Consider the following 17,329-nt stretch of genomic DNA (forward strand, 5'->3'; position numbering starts at 1 on the left):
TTATACTAAGCCCTGTTGTTTCATGCTGTTTAAATGCTTTCACTCATTTTCTAGTATCGATTTGAAAAGCCTTGAATTTCTCGTGCATCATTCGTTTACTAAAACCAGATAAGTAACCGTGAACGAGTTCGGGGCTAAATTCTTGAGAAGATTTAGCTATAAAAATGTATCCAGAAAATTAGAATAGAAGAGTCCAATTTTCTGGATGCAGATGAATTCTGCTGTTTTTTATTTTGCGCTCAGCTTTAATCTGATTTAAATAAGATTAAGACCAACCTTGTTGACGATGACGTATGTAAGGCAAAATTGAAACTAATGCCAACACTGCTAATACTGCACCAATCCACAAACCTGAACGTAATCCATAACCATTTGTAATCGCTAAACCACCAATATAGGAGCCACCACCTAAACCAATATTAATTACTGAGGTGTGAACTGCATTGACCATAGGGCCTGGATGCGCAACACTGACAATTCTCGCCATCATGGCTGGATTCATTGGAACACCAGATAATCCAATCAAAATGATTGCGATGATCGCTACTGTTTTATATTCGGCAAAGATTGCAAAAGCGAACAAGGATATACTTAATACAGTGAGTCCGATGAGCATAATTTTAAGACTGTGATGATGTGCTAAGCGACCTGTAATTGTATTGCCCACAATATTTGAAAAACCAAATGCCATTAAAATAAAGGGTACGACTTGCATGCTAAACCCTGTAATATCGACCAATACAGGGACAAAATAACTAAATGCCGCAAAGCTTGCACCTAAAATTAAGCAACTTGTTGCACAGGCTTTCCAGTAGGCTTTATTTTTAAAGGCTTTGATCTCTTCTTCCATTTTGATTTGCCCACCACCAGTTACCTTAGCAAGAGACGTACTAGAGGAATGAGACAAATAAACACCAACACAGCGACTAAGCCAAAAGTAATGCGCCAGCCCCATTGTTGATCAATCATCGTCGCAAGAGGGACACCAGACACAGTGGAAATCATAAAGCCGCCAATAACAATCGCTGCTGCTTGTGGACGATCATGATTCGGAACCATCGCCATACTGATGGCGAGTGAAAGGCTTAAACAGCCTGCACATAAAACACCCGTGACAAGGCGGATGACGACCAAAATAGCATAACTGGAGATAAAGGCACTTAAGCCTTGGATCACGACATAGAGTGCTAAAAGAATCAGTAAGACTTTTCGATATTGAACTTTATATTTGAGGAAAAAATAGGTGAGTACAGGCCCACCTAGCATGACCCCAAAGGCATAATATGAAATTAAATGTCCAACATCACCGACACTAATTCCAAAGGCATGAGATAAAGTGGCGGTCATACCAGCGACCATCAATTCTGCTGTGCCAATTGAGAAAATTGCCAGACCCAATATATATACTGCTAACGGCATTTTTTTAACGCATTCCTATTCTTTAACGATCATTACAAAATTTGAGGGTTTTATTTCATTTGTGCTGGTGATGCAGTTACAAGTTGGCTAAAAGGCCATTAACCACATCTTCCAGAAAACTTTTATCTGAAATATTTTTATTCAGTACACGTAACCCGTAGTAACCAGCTAAAAAGCCTCGCGCCATTTCAAGTGCTGAAGCTTTGCGACTGAATTCCCCATTAACTTGCCCTTCGACAAATACTGCGAGGAGAGAGTTCTCTAAGCGTTGTCGATATTCTTGATTCAGGCTAGAGACGGCCTGATCTTTATCTCCCATTTCCAAAGCAGAGAATAAGACCATAGCTTCGTGCTGTTCCGATTGTGAAAGATCTTCGGCAATCCCCCAAAGTAAAAGGGATCGTAATCGATCTTTGAACAGTCCTGACTGTTTGAGAATGGATAATTGTGCTGCCATGGTTTGTTCATGACTACGCAATAAAGCTTGTTCATATAAGGCCTGTTTGCTACCAAAAGCATTATATAAACTTCCTCGTCCTAAACCTGTACTATCACACAAATTTTGTGCAGAAGTACCTGCATAGCCATTGGTACTAAAAACGGCTACGGCGGCATCGATGATCTCTTTATCTTCAAACTGTCTAGGACGGCCTGGAAGATTTGATTTTTCATCACTCATGGATGATCCAGAGAGGGGGTGAGCTGAGGGTGCATAGTAGATATTTTGGAACGATTTGTCAAATATTGAATCATTTTTTTTAATATTGGTTGAAATTATACTTATTTTAATATAAATCAATTATTTATTTTTTTGGTAAGAGCCTTATTAAATTATGACGTTTCAGGTTTAATTAATATTTAGCCACTATTTCACAGCTTTCAGTTGGTAAATCTAAACAAAAAGCTCTATTTGCCTAAAACCATTTCTAAAATAAATTTAGAACCAATAAAACCAACCGCCAGTAAGCCAAAACCAATTAAAGTAAAGCGAATGGCTTTTTGTCCGCGCCAGCCAAATTGATAATGTCCCACCAATAACGTGCCATACACAAACCATGAAATAATACTAAATACTGTTTTATGCGCTAGATGTTGTGCAAAGAAATTTTCAATTGTGAAAAAGCCAAAACCGAGTGCGATGGTGAGTAAAATAAAACCAGTAATAATCAAATCGAATAAAAGCGATTCCATAGCTTGAAAAGAAGGCAGTAAATTGACCCAAAAACGTTTCTTTTGTTTGTTTTTTAGTTCGCGATTTTGAAACCATAAAATGACTGCCTGTATGGTTGCCATTAACAATACAGCGTATGCTGACAGGGACAAAATAATGTGAATGTCCAAATCCCAGCTACGTTGTTCAATAAATTGAGTCGGTTGACTGAAGGTAAAACCTAAAATCAATCCTGCGGCAGCAACGGGTACACCAATCAGATTGAGTGCTAAAATAGGGCGGTAGGTACTAAACAGCAGACTCAGAAGTAACATCAGTCCAGATGTAAATGACATCAGTACAAATACATCATAGTTAACGCCCATTGGCGTCAACATGTCATAGTATAAAACTGTGGCATGTAAGGCTAAACCTAAGCCTAGGACAAGGCCAATAAACCAATGGTTTGAATCACGTCTAGCCATGAGGTTAATAAACAAATACCAAAACGACGTGGTATAAGCAATTAACGCTAAGATCGTGTACACCAAGGGGAGACTGATCATGTCAAACCTTTTTCAGGATGATGAATATTCATTTATATAAATTCGCCTCGAACTACAGTATCCTATAGCATTCTATGCATAAATTTTCTATTTTAAGAAAGATTTTTTTGCAACAACCATTTTAAGCGGATTTTGCAATGTTTGATACCTTAACAGAACGACTCACGCAGAGTTTAAGAAATGTTACTGGCTCAGGGCAGCTAACAGAAGACAATATTAAAGATACGTTACGTGAAGTACGTATGGCACTTCTTGAAGCCGATGTTGCCTTACCTGTAACTCGTGAGTTCATCGCGAAAGTTAAGGAAGAAGCATTAGGCCAACAAGTGATGACACAGTTATCACCTGGGCAAGCATTCGTTAAAATTGTCCATGACCAACTGACAAAAATGATGGGTGAGGCCAATGAGAGCCTTGACCTTGCAGCAAAACCGCCTGTAGTCGTGTTGCTTGCGGGTTTACAAGGTGCGGGTAAAACCACCACTGCGGCAAAACTGGCACGTTTTTTACAAGAACGTCAAAAGAAAAAAGTCGCGATGGTTTCTGCCGATGTATACCGTCCAGCAGCGATTAAACAGCTACAAACGGTTGCAGGCGAAGTCGGTGCAATTTTCTTAGAATCAAGTGCTGATGAAAAGCCGATTACCATTGTTACTCGTGCGATTGAACAAGCCAAAATTCAGTTTGCTGATGTATTGATTGTCGATACCGCAGGTCGTTTACATGTCGATGATGACATGATGGACGAAATTAAAGAGCTTCACGCAGCCATTAATCCAACTGAAACTTTGTTCGTGGTCGATGCCATGACGGGTCAGGATGCGGCGAATACGGCAAAAGCCTTTAATGATGCGCTCCCGTTAACGGGTGTCATTTTAACCAAAACTGATGGTGATGCTCGCGGTGGTGCTGCACTTTCAGTACGTGCAATCACTGGCAAGCCAATTAAATTCCTAGGCATGGGTGAAAAGCTTGATGCTTTAGAGCCATTCCATCCTGAACGTGTGGCACAGCGTATTTTGGGTATGGGTGACGTACTGTCACTGGTCGAAGAGCTTGAGCGTAAAGTCGACCGCGACAAAGCCGAGAAAATGGCGAAGAAATTGCAAAAAGGCGGCAGCTTCAACTTTGAAGATATGCTGATGCAATTTGAACAAATGAATAAAATGGGCGGCATGATGGGCTTCTTGGACAAGCTGCCTGGCATGAGCAATTCCGGAATTCAGGATGCGATAGCTCAAGCGAACCCTGAAAAACAAGTGAAAAAAATGGAAGCGATTATCCAGTCGATGACGGTCAAAGAACGCCGTAATCCAGATTTGATGAATCCAAGTCGTAAGAAGCGTATTGCTTCAGGTTGTGGTATGGATGTAGTTGAAGTCAATAAATTGATTAAACAACATGCACAAATGGCCAAAATGATGAAGAAATTTGCCAATCCATCGGGTATGGCCAAAATGATGCGTTCACTTGGTGGAATGCAAAAGCAATTTGGCGGTGGTGGCGGTATGGGGCCATTGTTTGGCGGCAATGATCCAAAAAAATAATTTTTAAAATGATAAGAAGGCGCTTTGTGCGCCTTTTTTCTTAACTAAATATAGATTTTAAATTTTCATACACAGATGTATTAAGAAAAAGCCAACATTTAGTTACCCGAAATCATAGGGGTTTGCGGCACACTCAATGATATTTAAAATAAAAGAGAAGATTAATGACACAAGTCTATGTCATCCACGGCTATACAGCGAGTCCTGAAGAAAACTGGTTTCCTTGGATGTTGAAAAAAGCCGAACAAGAAAAGGTTGGTTTAAAAGTACTGCGACTTGATCCTTCAACTACGCCTACACTTGAGGTGTGGGAACAACAAATGGATGAGCAAAGTGAAGAAATCAATGAAAACAGTATTTTTATTGCGCACAGTTTAGGCTGTATAGCGACCCTACATTTTCTCTCAAAAAAATTGCATCAACAAAAAATAAAGCAATTGGTACTTGTGGCAGGTTTTAATGGTCGTTTAGGTCGGCTTGATGAGGTAAACCCTTTTATCGATGCGGCAGAAATTAATTTTGAGCTTCTAAAAGAGCAGATTCAACATCGTACAGTGATTTACTCTCAAGGGGATGATCGAGTATTGCCCAAATTTAGTTTGGAACAAGCACAAAGTTTAGAGGCGACGGTGATTTCTGCACAGCATCAAGGTCATTTTATTGACTCAGAAGGCTGTACTGAATTGCCCGAAGTTTGGCAGGCTATCCAGCCTTATTTAAGCTTTAGATAAGTTCTGCCGAGAGTGCTGAATATAGCGTTGTAAACCTTTGAGCAATAAATCAGTTTCTATATGTGGTTGATGATGTGATAGAAACTTGGCAAATAAAGGTGCGTCACCACCCGTTAAAATAAGTTTTCGGGGGGATTGTTGCATGACATTTTCAATGCTGCTGACCAACCCCAAAAGAATGCCATGATGAACTGCATCAATGGTATTTCGACCTGGCGTGAGTTGGTCAAAAGCCGCATCAGGAATTTTAATGCCTTTGGTATTTTGAATAAGTGAATCACGTTGCAAATACAGGTTAGGTAAAATATATCCCCCTAAATGCTGTAACCCATCGACAAGATCAATCGTTAACGCGGTGCCACAACTAATAATGCAATAGTTTTGCTGTGGATTGTTGGCTACTGCCAATACTTGCAACCAGCGGTCAATGCCCAGTTGAGTGGTATTATCATAACCACAGTTTAAACCTGCATATTCAGCATGGACTTTGGCAAAAATAATGGGAACGTTTAAGGTTTTTAAAATACGTTGAATACGGTCATTATTTTTTTGATCTTGAACTGAAGAAACACCGACATTGTTCAGGTTCAAATCTTTAAAATGGTGAATCAAGCCTAAAAGTAAATCGGCTGGAGATTGAAGATGCATTTCGGCTGCATGTTGAATAATCTGATGATTGTCGGTAATCCAGTATTTTAGGCGCGTATTCCCAATATCTAGCCATAAATTCTTCATTGTCTTTCTCTAAGTAGAGCTGTCTAAGCAGCGCAAACGCCCTTGATAAAATTGTTTTAAACCTGCGTGAGTATCAATATTGACCGATCCATCATCTTGAATTCCTAAAAAAATGCCTGAACAAAGACCCGCATGATGTTCAAACTCAACAGCTTGATTTTTAAAAGCTGCATAGTGATTAAAACGTGCCGCCAAATTATAGCAATTATGATCAAACCAAGATTTGGCTTGTTGAATTGCCAGATAAAGTTCGGAAATTAACTGAATACGCGAAATATTGTGTAGGCCTAATTCGCGAAGCGATGTTGCATGCTGTTCAATATTTTCTTTGGGAATAGGCTCTAGATTGATTCCAACACCGACAATGACTTGATTCGGAGAGAGTGGTTCGACCAAAATTCCGCCACATTTCCCGTGCTGGCTATACAAATCATTTGGCCATTTGACTTGTAGATTTAAGTCTTTAAAGCTCGGCATTTGTAAGATATTCAGTGCAATTTCAAGAGCCAGTCGGCCATCAATAGGTGTTTCTGTATTCAACAATGTGCTTAAATAGATATTGCCTTCTGGCGAAACCCATTGCCGTTGGCGTTGTCCACGACCTTGGGTTTGCTTTGTACTACAAACCAAAACACTTTGAATGCCGTTGATTGCGATTTCACGCACATCATCATTGGTGGATGTTGTGACGGGTTTGAGTATTAACACTTCGGGGTTTTGCCCAGCATCATCAAGAATTTTTTGCAGTTGACGGGTCTCTAAATCCATTTAAATCAAGCAATAGTGGAATGTGAATCATGGAGTTAATCATATATTTGTGGATTGGTGCAATGGCGGGTTTTGCTGCAGGCCTATTTGGAGTGGGTGGTGGTCTGATCATTGTACCGATTTTATATATTGTATTTACTAAACTCAATTATGATCCCTCCGTGATTATGCACTTGGCTTTAGGCACATCTTTGGCCACCATTATTGTGACTTCAATTAGCTCGGTCTCAGCACATCATAAACGTGGTGCAGTACTTTGGCAGGTTTTTCGTAATTTAGCTCCGGGTTTGGCTTTAGGTGCATTTTTAGGTGCAGGAATTGCTGATTATTTGTCTGGTCAAGGTTTACAGTTATTAATTGGTTTTTTTGCAGTTTGGGTGGCATATGGTATGTTTTTTGGTGCTAGTAAGTCTGTCGATGTGACTCAATCTTTACCTTCTAATACCAAGCAAATGCTTGCCGGTGGCGGAATTGGCGTTGCCTCAGCAATATTTGGTATTGGTGGCGGAAGTTTGACTGTTCCATACTTACTTCGTCATGGTGTGGTCATTCAAAAAGCCGTGGCTACTTCGGCTGCGGGTGGCTTACCTATTGCCGTTGCAGGTGCAATAGGTTTTATGTGGTTTGGCTCAAATACAGCAGTTAAAGTGCCGCATAGTATTGGTTATGTCCATATTTATGCTTTTATTGGCATTAGTGTTATGAGTTTCATCACCGCGAAACTGGGTGCAAAAGTCGCGCATAAACTTTCAGCGGTCATGTTGAAAAAATGTTTTGCCGGTCTACTCACAGCGGTCGGCCTATATTTTATTTATCAAGGTGTTTCGGTCTATTTTTAAATTTAAACTGAGCTATGTAACTAGATTTTAAGGAAAATCAATCAAAAAGGGTTATAAATCAGTTTTATGAGCGCATGAAAGGTTATTTCAAATGAAGTGCAAGATAGAAGGAGTCTGATTCTTTGACGCTCCTTTGTTCTGAATACATTAATTGAGAACAAACAACTCGTTCAAAATACATAAATCTAGAAGTTAACGTCTAAAATGAGCTGAAAATCGCTCAATTGATAGAATAAATTCATGATTTAGTACTCCACCTCGGTCTAATTAAAAACTAAAATTTAGAGTTGGCTTTAAAGACTTAAAATTGTCTAACAATGTCATTTTCTTTCGCTTAAAAAATTAGTACAAAGTACGATGTCAATAATCACAGATGAAATTTTTAAATTTCATCTTATAAAAACAAAATAGGACGAATATGCCAGAACAAGAACGGGAGAGTTTGTCCGAACAGATTGCACAGCATATCAGTGAGCAAATTATTCGTGGCGAATTGGTGGAGGGTGAGCGGATTCAGGAGCTCAGAATTTCGGCTGAGCTGGATGTCAGTCGCGGTTCTGTACGTGAAGCTTTGCTTTTACTACAACGAACCCAGCTGATTGAAATTTATCCAAGACGGGGTGCGATTGTATCCGAAATGTCGGCCCAACAAATGCGTGCCTTATTTGACATGAGTGCTTTATTATTGGGTCAAATTGTTCAGCGTATGGCAGAAACTTGGCGTACCCATGAAGCGGAAAAACTTCAAGAACTTTTGGCTCAATTACATGAGGAGACCCGTCAAGGCAATACTGAAAAATTTTATGATTTAATTTTTAAAAGTATGTCCCAGCAACATGAAATGGTGGCAAATCCTTATTTGATGAAATTTTATCAAGAACTGTTGCCATCTCTGCGCCGTAGTTATTTTTTAACCTTAAATATCTCTCGGCGGGAGCTTCAAGAATCTTTTGATTTATTTAAGTTGGTGACTGATGCAGTTTTGATCCGAAAATCACAACAAGCTACTTTATTTATGGATGATTTTTGTCGACACTTGCGTAACCTTGTGTTGGAATCGCTGACACGGATGAAACAAATCGAACTTGCATGGGCAAGACGTTCACGACGTTGATCAGGACATTATGCGTTTAAGCAGCTTAAAACTTTCTGGCTTTAAATCTTTTGCCGATAGTACGACTTTACATTTCAAGGCGAATCGTACCGCCGTAGTAGGACCCAATGGTTGTGGTAAATCCAATGTGATTGATGCCATTCGTTGGGTCATGGGTGAATCAAGTGCACGCCAGCTTCGTGGCGGTAGCATGCAAGATGTCATTTTTACCGGTACGGCGAAACGTAAACCTGTGGGTGTGGCCAGTGTAGAATTACGCTTTGACAATACCTATGGCAAGCTGGGTGGCGCTTATAATGCTTACAACGAATTGGCAGTGCGTCGACAAGTCACTCGTGACGGAAAATCTGATTACTATTTAAATGGTACCAAGTGTCGTCGTCGTGATATTACCGATATTTTCTTAGGAACAGGACTTGGACCACGCTCCTATGCAGTGATCGAACAGGGCATGATTAACCGTTTGATTGATGCTAAACCTGAAGAAATGCGGATTTTCATTGAGGAAGCGGCAGGGGTTTCACGTTATCAAGCACGTCGTCGCGAAACTTTATTGCACTTAGACCATACCACGCAAAATTTATCGCGATTGGACGATATTGCTGCGGAACTTAAGTCACAGCTCAAAACTTTGAAACGTCAGTCTGAAAGTGCGCTTCAATATAAAGAATTAGAAACTCAGATTCGAACCATTAAAGTTGAAGTTTTGTCTTTTCAATGTGAGCAAAGTAGCCGTTTACAGCAAGAATATACTGTGCAGATGACTGCTTTAGGTGACACTTTTAAATTGGTTCGCTCTGAGTTGAATACACTCGAACACGATTTAACCGCGACCAGTGAATTATTCCAACGTCTGATTCAACAGTCGACCCCTTTGCAACAAGAATGGCAGCAGGCAGAAAAAAAGCGTTCTGAATTGAAAATGACGGTTGAACAAAAGCAATCTTTGTTGCAGCAAAATAGTTCAATCATCACTCAGTTGCAACAACAAAAAATGCAGACTAAAGAGCGTCTACAGTTGCTGGAGTTACAAATAGAAAGCTTACAGGTTCAGCAGGATCAGCAAACTGAGCAATTACAACAACAAGAAAGCCAGAGTCATCAATACACTCAAAGCAGCAGTGAGTTAAAAGCACAAAAGCAGCATGCAGAACAACAATTTGAGGGGGTTAAAACTCAAGTTGAGAAAATGCAACAACAAAAAATGCAAATGCTGGCACAAAGTGAACAATTAGCCAAAAATATTATGCGAATTGAACAGCAAAAACAAAGTTTGCAACAACAGACTGCACAACTTCAACAGCAAGATCAGTTGAATAATATTGAACAACTGGAATTTCAAAAAAGCGAACTGAGTCAACAGATTGAACAGCTAGAACAAGATATTTTAATCCAGCAACAAGATTTAAAACATGCACAGACGCAGTATGCCCAGCAAAAAAATGATGTTTCAAACTTACAATCTGCTATTCATGTGTTGCAAGCGGAACAAAAAAATCTGACGCAATTACTGGTGAAAAATAGCCCAAAAGCGTTGGATAATGTGGTGCAATTGGCACAAGTTTTGAAGTTGAAGGGGCAAGCCAAAGTACATGCCAATTTAATTGAAAAGTTTTTAGCAGAGTGGTTGGGTGCCAATGTAGTGGATGCCGACCATGGCATTATAGAAAATATACCACGTCAACTTCAAATAAATAGCTTACAACAAGATACGATTCAGTTGGCGGATTTACCTTGTTTAGCCAGTTGGATTGAATCACCACAACATTCGCTTTGGCAGCAGGTGGCTGTCGCAGAAAATTTAAATCATGCGTTGTCCTTACAAAACCAACTCAGACACGGGCAATCCATTTTAACGCTAGATGGTTATCAGGTTGCTGCGGATTGGTTGGTGGGTTTGTTTTTCGATGAAACCAGTCAAGCGGGACAAGGGAGCTTAAGTCATCGTATTCGTTTAGATGAAATTGACACTATATTAAGTGTCCAGTTACCGCAGCTTAAAAGTATTGAACAGCAATTACCTGAAGTGATACAACAGATTCAAACACTCCAACAAAATATTCAAGATCAGCAGGAAAACTTAAAGCAACAGCATAAAGCCTTGCAAATGATTGATGTGGCAATGGCGAAGGCTCAAAGTACGCTGCAAGCATTTTCCATGCAGCAACAGCAGTTGCAAAGTCAACTTCAACAACTTGATGAACAGTTGGAAGAAGATGCGATGCAAAAAGATGATTTAGAAATTGATTTACATGTTTTAAATTTAAAGCTTGAGCAACTTTTACCAAATTATAAAAATTTGCAGTTTCAGCTTGAACAGTTCAGTGAACAGCTTGAACAGAATCAGCAGACAGAACAGCATGCTCAACAGGATGTAGAGTTACTGCGCCGTCAGAGTACTCAAACTCAGCAGCAAATGGCATTACTTGAAAAAGATATTTCGTTTTTAAAAATGCAATATCAACAAATTATGCTACAAATAGAACAGGCTAAAAAGTTAATTGATCCGGTTCAGTTGGAATTGCCGATATTGGAAACGCAATTCCATCAACAAGCAGAAATGACTGAGAAATTACAAAAAACTTGGAGCGAATGGCAAGTAGAGCTGAATAATCTGCAAGAAAAACAGCAACAGTTGACCGAGCAGCGTCATCAACATCAACAACAAGATGAAAATTTACGTGGGCAATTAGAAGAAAAACGACTGGCTTGGCAAGTGGCAAAATCCGATTTTCAACATTATTCAGAACAACTCACTGCTTTAAATAGTGAAATGATCTGTGGCTTAAAAATTGATGTCATTTCGCATCAAAAACAACTTGAAAAAGCCCAGCAGCAATTTGATAAATTGGGTCCAGTTAATTTGGCAGCTTCTGAAGAATATGAAGAAATTTCCACACGTTTTGCGCAATTAAGTCATCAAATGCAGGATTTGGAGAAAACAGTTGATCAATTGAAAAATGCCATGAAAAGTATTGATCAAGAAACCCGTAAATTGTTCATGAATACTTTTGATCAAGTGAATTTAGAGCTACAAGATTTGTTTCCAAAAGTGTTTGATGGTGGAGAAGCGAGTTTAAGCCTCGAAGATGATTGGCAGTCAGGTGTAAAATTGATGGCACGTCCGCCAGGAAAGCGTAATAGCACTTTGGCTTTATTGTCGGGTGGAGAAAAAGCCCTGACTGCATTGGCTTTGGTATTTGCGATTTTTCGTTTAAATCCTGCACCATTTTGTGTTTTAGATGAGGTTGATGCGCCGTTGGATGATGCCAATGTCGGTCGGTTTTGTAATTTGGTAAAAGAGCTTTCTGAACACGTGCAATTCATTTACATTACTCATAATAAAGTTGCAATGACCATGGCAACCGATTTGTTAGGTGTTACCATGCCAGAAGCTGGCACATCAAAATTAGTTACTGTCGATTTGGAACAGGCAAAAGAATACGGTTTAGTCGCGGAGTCATAATATGGAAGTCACCACCATCGTTGGTATTGTTATTGCCGTTATCATTATGCTATTCGGCTTAAGAATTTTGTTTAAAAAACCTACTGATGCAGCACCGTCATTAGAATCAAACTTGCATATGGATAAAGATAGCCAGCAACCTGTGATTCCACGTCATGTTCGCGATCAATTGCACAGTAGCAAAGCTGAAGCGGTCGCACGGGTAGAACCAACTTTGGCTGAAGTACCCGTGGTGACGAATGAGAAGCTTGAACATTCTGAAGAGAAAATGGCGGAAGCAGTTGGTGTTCAGCCAACAATTGCCGCAATGCCTGACTCAGTTGAAATCGAACAACAAGCGCTCAGTGACCAAAAAATTCAAGATCAAAACTCTAAAAACCCAAGCGTTGTCCAAGACGGCCTGATGGCAGCTGAAACATTACAAGCTCAATCCGAAAAAGAAAATACGCTGCCAGAATTTAGTTTAAATACTCAGATTGAAAAAGCTGAAATTTCAGAATTTGATGATGAAAGCAGTATTTTAGATGAGCATTTACATGAACAGCAACGTGTGGATGAAGAAAGTGCATTATCGACTGCGGTTGATTTTATTGCCCTCAATATTTATCCAGAACGTCGAGTGCTTTCAGGTGAAAAAACCTTAAAAGTCTTGCTTAAATATGGTTTGCGCTTTGGTGAAATGGCGTGTTTTCACCGCTATAGCCAAGATGAAAGTAAATTGCTTTTTTCAGTGTTGCAAATTACAGATGAAGGTGCAGCAGGTTTTGACTTAGAAACGCTCTCGACTGAACAAGTCAAAGGGCTAGCTTTTTTCTTGGCATTACCGCATAGCGATGTACAAAATGCTTTTGATACGATGGATAGTATTTCGCGTTTAATTGCCCGTGAAATTGACGGCACAGTTTATGATCAAAACAATCAGGAATTTACCCCACAGCTCCGCGAACAATGGCGTCATCAAGCGATTGATTACCGTTCAGGTCATGCAGCAGAAGTTTAGTTTGAAACTGAGTGGCGTGATTTCTATAATAGCAAATAGATTGAATATTTTTTAAGGGCGGAAAATACACCGCCCTTTTTTATGGTGAAGACATGACTCAAAATTCAACGATCAAAGCGCAAATGCGTCAATTGATCCAAATTTTAGCCCAGCATAATCATGCTTATTACGTCATGGATCAACCAACCATCCAAGATAGTGAATATGATCAACTCTTTCACCAACTCAAAGCCTTAGAAGAACAATATCCTGAAGAGGTACACCCAGATTCACCTACGCGTAAAGTAGGCGGGAAAGCTTTATCTAAATTTGAAACGATTACCCATGTTGTACCTATGTTGTCTTTGGGCAATGTCTTTAATCAAGATGATTTATTTGCTTTTGCACGTCGTGCTGAAGAAAGATTACCCAATCAAAATATCCAATACGATGTTGAACTCAAATTTGATGGTTTAGCCATTTCACTTTGGTATGAGCATGGCATTCTGGTGCGTGGTGTCACCCGAGGCGATGGTGAAACAGGTGAAGTCATTACTGAAAATGTAAAAACAATTCGTAATTTACCCAAGTTTCTTTCTTCTTCTCAGATACCTGTCCCTACGCTTTTGGAGGTGCGCGGTGAAGTGCTTATGCCTAAAGCTGGGTTTGAAAAACTGAATGTTGAAAATGCAGCCAAAGGTGAAAAGACCTTTGCCAATCCAAGAAATGCTGCTGCAGGCAGTTTACGTCAGTTAGACCCAGCCATTGCAGCATCAAGACCGTTGGCATTTTATGCTTATGGAATTGCACAGTGTGAACCTCATCATAAACAAACCACGATGTTTGAAAGTTTGGAATGGTTGACGCAGTTTGGTTTTGCTGTAGGCGAATGTCATTTTGTTTGCGATAGTATTCAGGATGTTCAAGAAAAATATGATCAAATTAATTTAAAACGTGCAAAGCTGAGTGTTGAAATTGATGGAATAGTCATTAAGGTCAATGACTTAAAACAACAGCAGCAATTGGGCTTTTTAAGTCGTGAACCACGCTGGGCAACTGCATATAAGTTTCCAGCAGTCGCGGCTTTAACCACGGTTGAAAATATTGATTGGCAAGTTGGACGTACTGGAACGGTAACGCCAGTCGCACGTTTAAATCCTGTAGCGGTAGGTGGCGTCACTGTCTCTAATGTGACACTGCATAATATAGGTGAAATTCACCGTTTAGATGTCCGTATTGGCGATACTGTCAGTGTATATCGTAGCGGTGATGTTATTCCTAAAGTAGAAAAAGTGTGGTTAGAATTTCGTCCTGAAAATACTTTAGACGTTCATTTACCAGAAACTTGTCCTGTCTGTGAGTCACCTGTCGTTATGCCAGAAGGTGAAGCTTTAGCACGCTGTTCAGGCGGTTTATACTGTGCTGCACAGCGTATAGAAGCGATTCGTCACTTTGTATCACGTAAGGCACTGGATATTGAGGGTTTAGGTGAACGCTGGGTAGAATCTTTATTGCACCTGAATTTATTAAAAAATGTCGCCGATATTTATAGTTTGCATGAGCACCGCGCACAATTGCTCACGATAGAAAAAATGGGTGAAAAATCGGTTCAAAATTTATTTGATGCGATTGAAAAAAGTAAAAAAACAACTTTTGCTGCTTTCATCTATGCACTTGGAATTCGTGGTGTAGGAGAAACTACCGCACGCATGCTAGCCAATAATTTTCAGACGCTTGAGGCACTCAAAGCTGCTGATTTGGATACACTAAAGAAAACACCAGATGTCGGTGATATTACAGCTGAATGGATTGTCGATTTTTTTCAGGCCGAGCACAATTTAGAGGTGATTCAGCGTTTAGTGGATGCTGGAATACACTGGGATGCGCCGCTTGCGCCAACGCGTCAGCCTCTAAACGGTGAAAGTTGGGTGATTACAGGCACACTCAGTCAAATGGGACGTGATGATGCTACACATATGTTGCAAGCCTTAGGTGCACGCGTCAGTGGGAGTATTTCGAGCAAAACCAAATGTTTGGTTGCAGGTGAAAAAGCAGGTTCAAAACTTGAAAAAGCTGAAAAGCTAGGCATACGAGTGATGAATGAAACTGAGTTTTTAAGCTTAATGGCAGAATATGGACAAGTTTTATAACATTTTATAAAAGTCTTATGCGTCTAAAAGCATCCTTGATTCAAGAAGAAGTCATTATGAAGGACATAATTTATAACATTATGTCCTTCATTTTCGATGAGTTTAACTATCGAGAAGATTGGGTTTAGTTATTTCATTTAAATGGATAAATGTGGAAAATAGAAATATTAATTTCAGTTAAATTTTATCCAAAAATGGAGCTCGATTGAATAAACCATTTATCTTTTACAGTACAGTTTCTGCTTCATTTTTAAAATAATTTAAGACGGTGGGGTTAATATTGATTCAATCTTTTAGCAGAGTATGTACCGTTGCTTTTGCGATCTTTTATAATGAGTAAAATCATTCAAATGATTTGGGAGTAATCATTTGTCTATATAAGCATCCGTATAAAACTTTAATTTTAATCGCGTGGTACATCTAGGTTGAGCCTACTTCATCCATAATATAAGACTCATAAAGTCTTTCTGCTCAGTCTTCCCATGAATAAGAACCATTTGTAATCGTTACAAATCTTAAAATAATAGTTTTAGATGGAAAACAGATCTATAAAAATGCTCTGAATGACGCAAAGGCTTATTTTTTATATAAAAAGTGAGACGCGGTAAAGTGAAAATGCGTATGCTTCTCATTTTTATTTTATAAAAATCATAAACTTACATAATTTATCTTTTGCATTCAGGAGCTGTTTTGGCCATACTATTGAAAAAGGGTAGGAGAATTTGAAATGCGTGGCAATCCAGAAGTCATAGACTATTTAAATATGTTGATCGGTGGCGAACTGGCTGCTCGTGATCAATATCTCATTCATTCTCGTATGTATGAAGATTGGGGTTTAGCTAAAATCTTTGAACGTATCGATCATGAGATGCAAGAAGAAGCAGCGCATGCCGATTCGATTATTCGCCGTGTTCTTTTCTTGGAAGGCACACCGAATATGAATCGTGATGATATTGAAACGGGTGAAGATGTAATCACGTGTTTGAAAGCAGATTTAAAGCTTGAATATCATGTACGTGAAAAATTAGCGATTGGCGTAAAACTTTGCGAAGAAAAGGGCGATTACATTACTCGCGATATGTTGCGTCAGCAAATGTCGGATACTGAAGAAGACCATACCTATTGGTTAGAAAAACAAATTCGTCTGATTGAATTGATTGGTTTACAAAACTATATTCAATCACAAATGTAGAATGTAAAGTGTTTAGCAAAAAGCCCAGTACATACTGGGCTTTTTGCTGAGAGCAAAATTTTAAGATTATCTATTTAACTGATTTAACATTATTTTTTGAGAGTTTTTGAATATCTGCTAAAACTTGGCCAGCATGGGATTGTGTGTTGACACTATTGTAGTGATAAACAATTGTCCCTTGAGGATCAATCAAAAAACTTTCACGTTTTGCAATTTTAGTTATGCCTAAATTGCGTACTATGCCGAGTTGAGTGGCCAGATGGTGATTGTTGTCGGCCAGAATCGGAAAAGGTAAACCTAATTTTTCAGAAAATTTTTGATGAGATTTAACATCATCTAAACTGGCACCGAGCACCACGGCGTTATTTTTTAAAAATTGTGGATAGAGTGCCTTGAATTGATAGGCTTCTTGCGTACACCCGGGTGAGTTATCTTTCGGATAAAAATAAAGCACAACCCATTTGCCTTTATATTGGCTAAGTGAATGCCATTTTGAATTTTGATCTTGAAGTTTAAAGGCAGGCGCAATTTTGCCCACCCATTCTTTTTGGGAGTTTAGATCTTTTTTTAAAACCGAATTTTCAGCATGACCCAGTGTAATAGCCCCAAAGGTTGTACTGATGCAAACTAGACCGATATTCAATATTTTATTGTAGTTCATCATATATACTTT

General features: G+C 39.2%; 15 protein-coding genes. 8 read left to right on the forward strand and 7 right to left on the reverse strand.

Translation table 11 applies throughout. The features are described from left to right. Window positions 1-265 precede the first annotated feature (265 nt). From H0S58_RS13855 to H0S58_RS02825, 4 genes are all read right to left on the reverse strand, one after another. The gene (locus H0S58_RS13855) at window positions 266-850 is read right to left on the reverse strand and encodes an MFS transporter (RefSeq protein ID WP_265088233.1); all 585 of its coding nucleotides are present in this window, start codon (window positions 848-850) and stop codon (window positions 266-268) included. A gap of 20 nt (window positions 851-870) precedes the next feature. After that, window positions 871-1,419 carry an MFS transporter gene (locus H0S58_RS13860; RefSeq protein ID WP_265088234.1) on the reverse strand — a complete coding sequence of 183 codons (549 nt, stop codon included), beginning with the start codon at window positions 1,417-1,419 and terminating at the stop codon, window positions 871-873. Window positions 1,420-1,495: 76 nt separating this feature from the next. Then, a complete protein-coding gene (locus H0S58_RS02820) occupies window positions 1,496-2,098 on the reverse strand; it encodes a TetR/AcrR family transcriptional regulator (RefSeq protein ID WP_195727082.1) in 603 nt (200 codons plus the stop codon). Between the two features lie 227 nt (window positions 2,099-2,325). Then, window positions 2,326-3,135: an inner membrane protein YpjD gene (locus H0S58_RS02825; RefSeq protein WP_195727083.1), complete on the reverse strand. Its 810-nt coding sequence runs from the start codon at window positions 3,133-3,135 to the stop codon at window positions 2,326-2,328. 137 nt (window positions 3,136-3,272) lie between these two features. Between H0S58_RS02825 and ffh the strand changes: the two genes are divergently transcribed. Then, a complete protein-coding gene (gene ffh, locus H0S58_RS02830) occupies window positions 3,273-4,682 on the forward strand; it encodes a signal recognition particle protein (RefSeq protein ID WP_053578645.1) in 1,410 nt (469 codons plus the stop codon). A gap of 164 nt (window positions 4,683-4,846) precedes the next feature. After that, entirely contained in the window at window positions 4,847-5,413 is a 567-nt protein-coding gene (locus H0S58_RS02835; RefSeq protein ID WP_195727084.1) for an RBBP9/YdeN family alpha/beta hydrolase, read from the forward strand. Here the strand turns inward: H0S58_RS02835 and H0S58_RS02840 are convergent. Further along, window positions 5,399-6,148, reverse strand: a complete 750-nt coding sequence (locus tag H0S58_RS02840; RefSeq protein ID WP_195727085.1) for a type III pantothenate kinase — start codon at window positions 6,146-6,148, stop codon at window positions 5,399-5,401. The genes H0S58_RS02835 and H0S58_RS02840 overlap by 15 nt on opposite strands. A 9-nt stretch (window positions 6,149-6,157) precedes the next feature. Continuing rightward, a complete protein-coding gene (locus H0S58_RS02845) occupies window positions 6,158-6,916 on the reverse strand; it encodes a biotin--[acetyl-CoA-carboxylase] ligase (protein WP_195727086.1) in 759 nt (252 codons plus the stop codon). A 29-nt stretch (window positions 6,917-6,945) separates the two neighbouring features. Between H0S58_RS02845 and H0S58_RS02850 the strand changes: the two genes are divergently transcribed. From H0S58_RS02850 to ftn, 6 genes are all read left to right on the forward strand, one after another. After that, entirely contained in the window at window positions 6,946-7,755 is an 810-nt protein-coding gene (locus H0S58_RS02850; protein WP_195727087.1) for a sulfite exporter TauE/SafE family protein, read from the forward strand. A gap of 418 nt (window positions 7,756-8,173) precedes the next feature. Then, complete coding sequence (locus H0S58_RS02855) at window positions 8,174-8,869, forward strand: GntR family transcriptional regulator (protein WP_053578640.1); 696 nt, start codon at window positions 8,174-8,176, stop codon at window positions 8,867-8,869. 10 nt (window positions 8,870-8,879) lie between these two features. Further along, window positions 8,880-12,335, forward strand: a complete 3,456-nt coding sequence (smc, locus tag H0S58_RS02860; RefSeq protein ID WP_195727548.1) for a chromosome segregation protein SMC — start codon at window positions 8,880-8,882, stop codon at window positions 12,333-12,335. 1 nt (window position 12,336) lies between these two features. Further along, the gene (locus tag H0S58_RS02865) at window positions 12,337-13,335 is read left to right on the forward strand and encodes a cell division protein ZipA C-terminal FtsZ-binding domain-containing protein (RefSeq protein WP_195727088.1); all 999 of its coding nucleotides are present in this window, start codon (window positions 12,337-12,339) and stop codon (window positions 13,333-13,335) included. 92 nt (window positions 13,336-13,427) lie between these two features. After that, window positions 13,428-15,464, forward strand: coding sequence for an NAD-dependent DNA ligase LigA (ligA, locus tag H0S58_RS02870; protein ID WP_195727089.1), 2,037 nt, complete (start codon window positions 13,428-13,430; stop codon window positions 15,462-15,464). 727 nt (window positions 15,465-16,191) lie between these two features. Continuing rightward, window positions 16,192-16,656: a heteropolymeric bacterioferritin subunit Ftn gene (ftn, locus tag H0S58_RS02875; RefSeq protein WP_195727090.1), complete on the forward strand. Its 465-nt coding sequence runs from the start codon at window positions 16,192-16,194 to the stop codon at window positions 16,654-16,656. Window positions 16,657-16,726: 70 nt separating this feature from the next. Here ftn and H0S58_RS02880 read toward each other — a convergent pair whose 3' ends face one another. Beyond that, the gene (locus H0S58_RS02880; protein WP_195727549.1) at window positions 16,727-17,317 is read right to left on the reverse strand and encodes a peroxiredoxin; all 591 of its coding nucleotides are present in this window, start codon (window positions 17,315-17,317) and stop codon (window positions 16,727-16,729) included. Window positions 17,318-17,329: the final 12 nt, after the last annotated feature.

Source organism: Acinetobacter sp. TTH0-4 (genome assembly GCF_015602665.1).
Lineage (GTDB): Bacteria > Pseudomonadota > Gammaproteobacteria > Pseudomonadales > Moraxellaceae > Acinetobacter > Acinetobacter albensis.

What these genes read in the sequence shown, in the direction of transcription:
- H0S58_RS13855 (WP_265088233.1), bottom strand. Translation starts at nt 850, where the DNA reads ATGGAAGAAGAGATCAAAGCCTTTAAAAATAAAGCCTACTGGAAAGCC.
- H0S58_RS02825 (WP_195727083.1), bottom strand. Translation starts at nt 3,135, where the DNA reads ATGATCAGTCTCCCCTTGGTGTACACGATCTTAGCGTTAATTGCTTAT.
- H0S58_RS02835 (WP_195727084.1), top strand. Translation starts at nt 4,847, where the DNA reads ATGACACAAGTCTATGTCATCCACGGCTATACAGCGAGTCCTGAAGAA.
- H0S58_RS02850 (WP_195727087.1), top strand. Translation starts at nt 6,946, where the DNA reads ATGGAGTTAATCATATATTTGTGGATTGGTGCAATGGCGGGTTTTGCT.
- ligA (WP_195727089.1), top strand. Translation starts at nt 13,428, where the DNA reads ATGACTCAAAATTCAACGATCAAAGCGCAAATGCGTCAATTGATCCAA.
- ffh (WP_053578645.1), top strand. Translation starts at nt 3,273, where the DNA reads ATGTTTGATACCTTAACAGAACGACTCACGCAGAGTTTAAGAAATGTT.
- H0S58_RS02820 (WP_195727082.1), bottom strand. Translation starts at nt 2,098, where the DNA reads ATGAGTGATGAAAAATCAAATCTTCCAGGCCGTCCTAGACAGTTTGAA.
- H0S58_RS02840 (WP_195727085.1), bottom strand. Translation starts at nt 6,148, where the DNA reads ATGAAGAATTTATGGCTAGATATTGGGAATACGCGCCTAAAATACTGG.
- H0S58_RS02845 (WP_195727086.1), bottom strand. Translation starts at nt 6,916, where the DNA reads ATGGATTTAGAGACCCGTCAACTGCAAAAAATTCTTGATGATGCTGGG.
- smc (WP_195727548.1), top strand. Translation starts at nt 8,880, where the DNA reads ATGCGTTTAAGCAGCTTAAAACTTTCTGGCTTTAAATCTTTTGCCGAT.
- H0S58_RS02880 (WP_195727549.1), bottom strand. Translation starts at nt 17,317, where the DNA reads ATGAACTACAATAAAATATTGAATATCGGTCTAGTTTGCATCAGTACA.
- H0S58_RS13860 (WP_265088234.1), bottom strand. Translation starts at nt 1,419, where the DNA reads ATGCCGTTAGCAGTATATATATTGGGTCTGGCAATTTTCTCAATTGGC.
- H0S58_RS02855 (WP_053578640.1), top strand. Translation starts at nt 8,174, where the DNA reads ATGCCAGAACAAGAACGGGAGAGTTTGTCCGAACAGATTGCACAGCAT.
- H0S58_RS02865 (WP_195727088.1), top strand. Translation starts at nt 12,337, where the DNA reads ATGGAAGTCACCACCATCGTTGGTATTGTTATTGCCGTTATCATTATG.
- ftn (WP_195727090.1), top strand. Translation starts at nt 16,192, where the DNA reads ATGCGTGGCAATCCAGAAGTCATAGACTATTTAAATATGTTGATCGGT.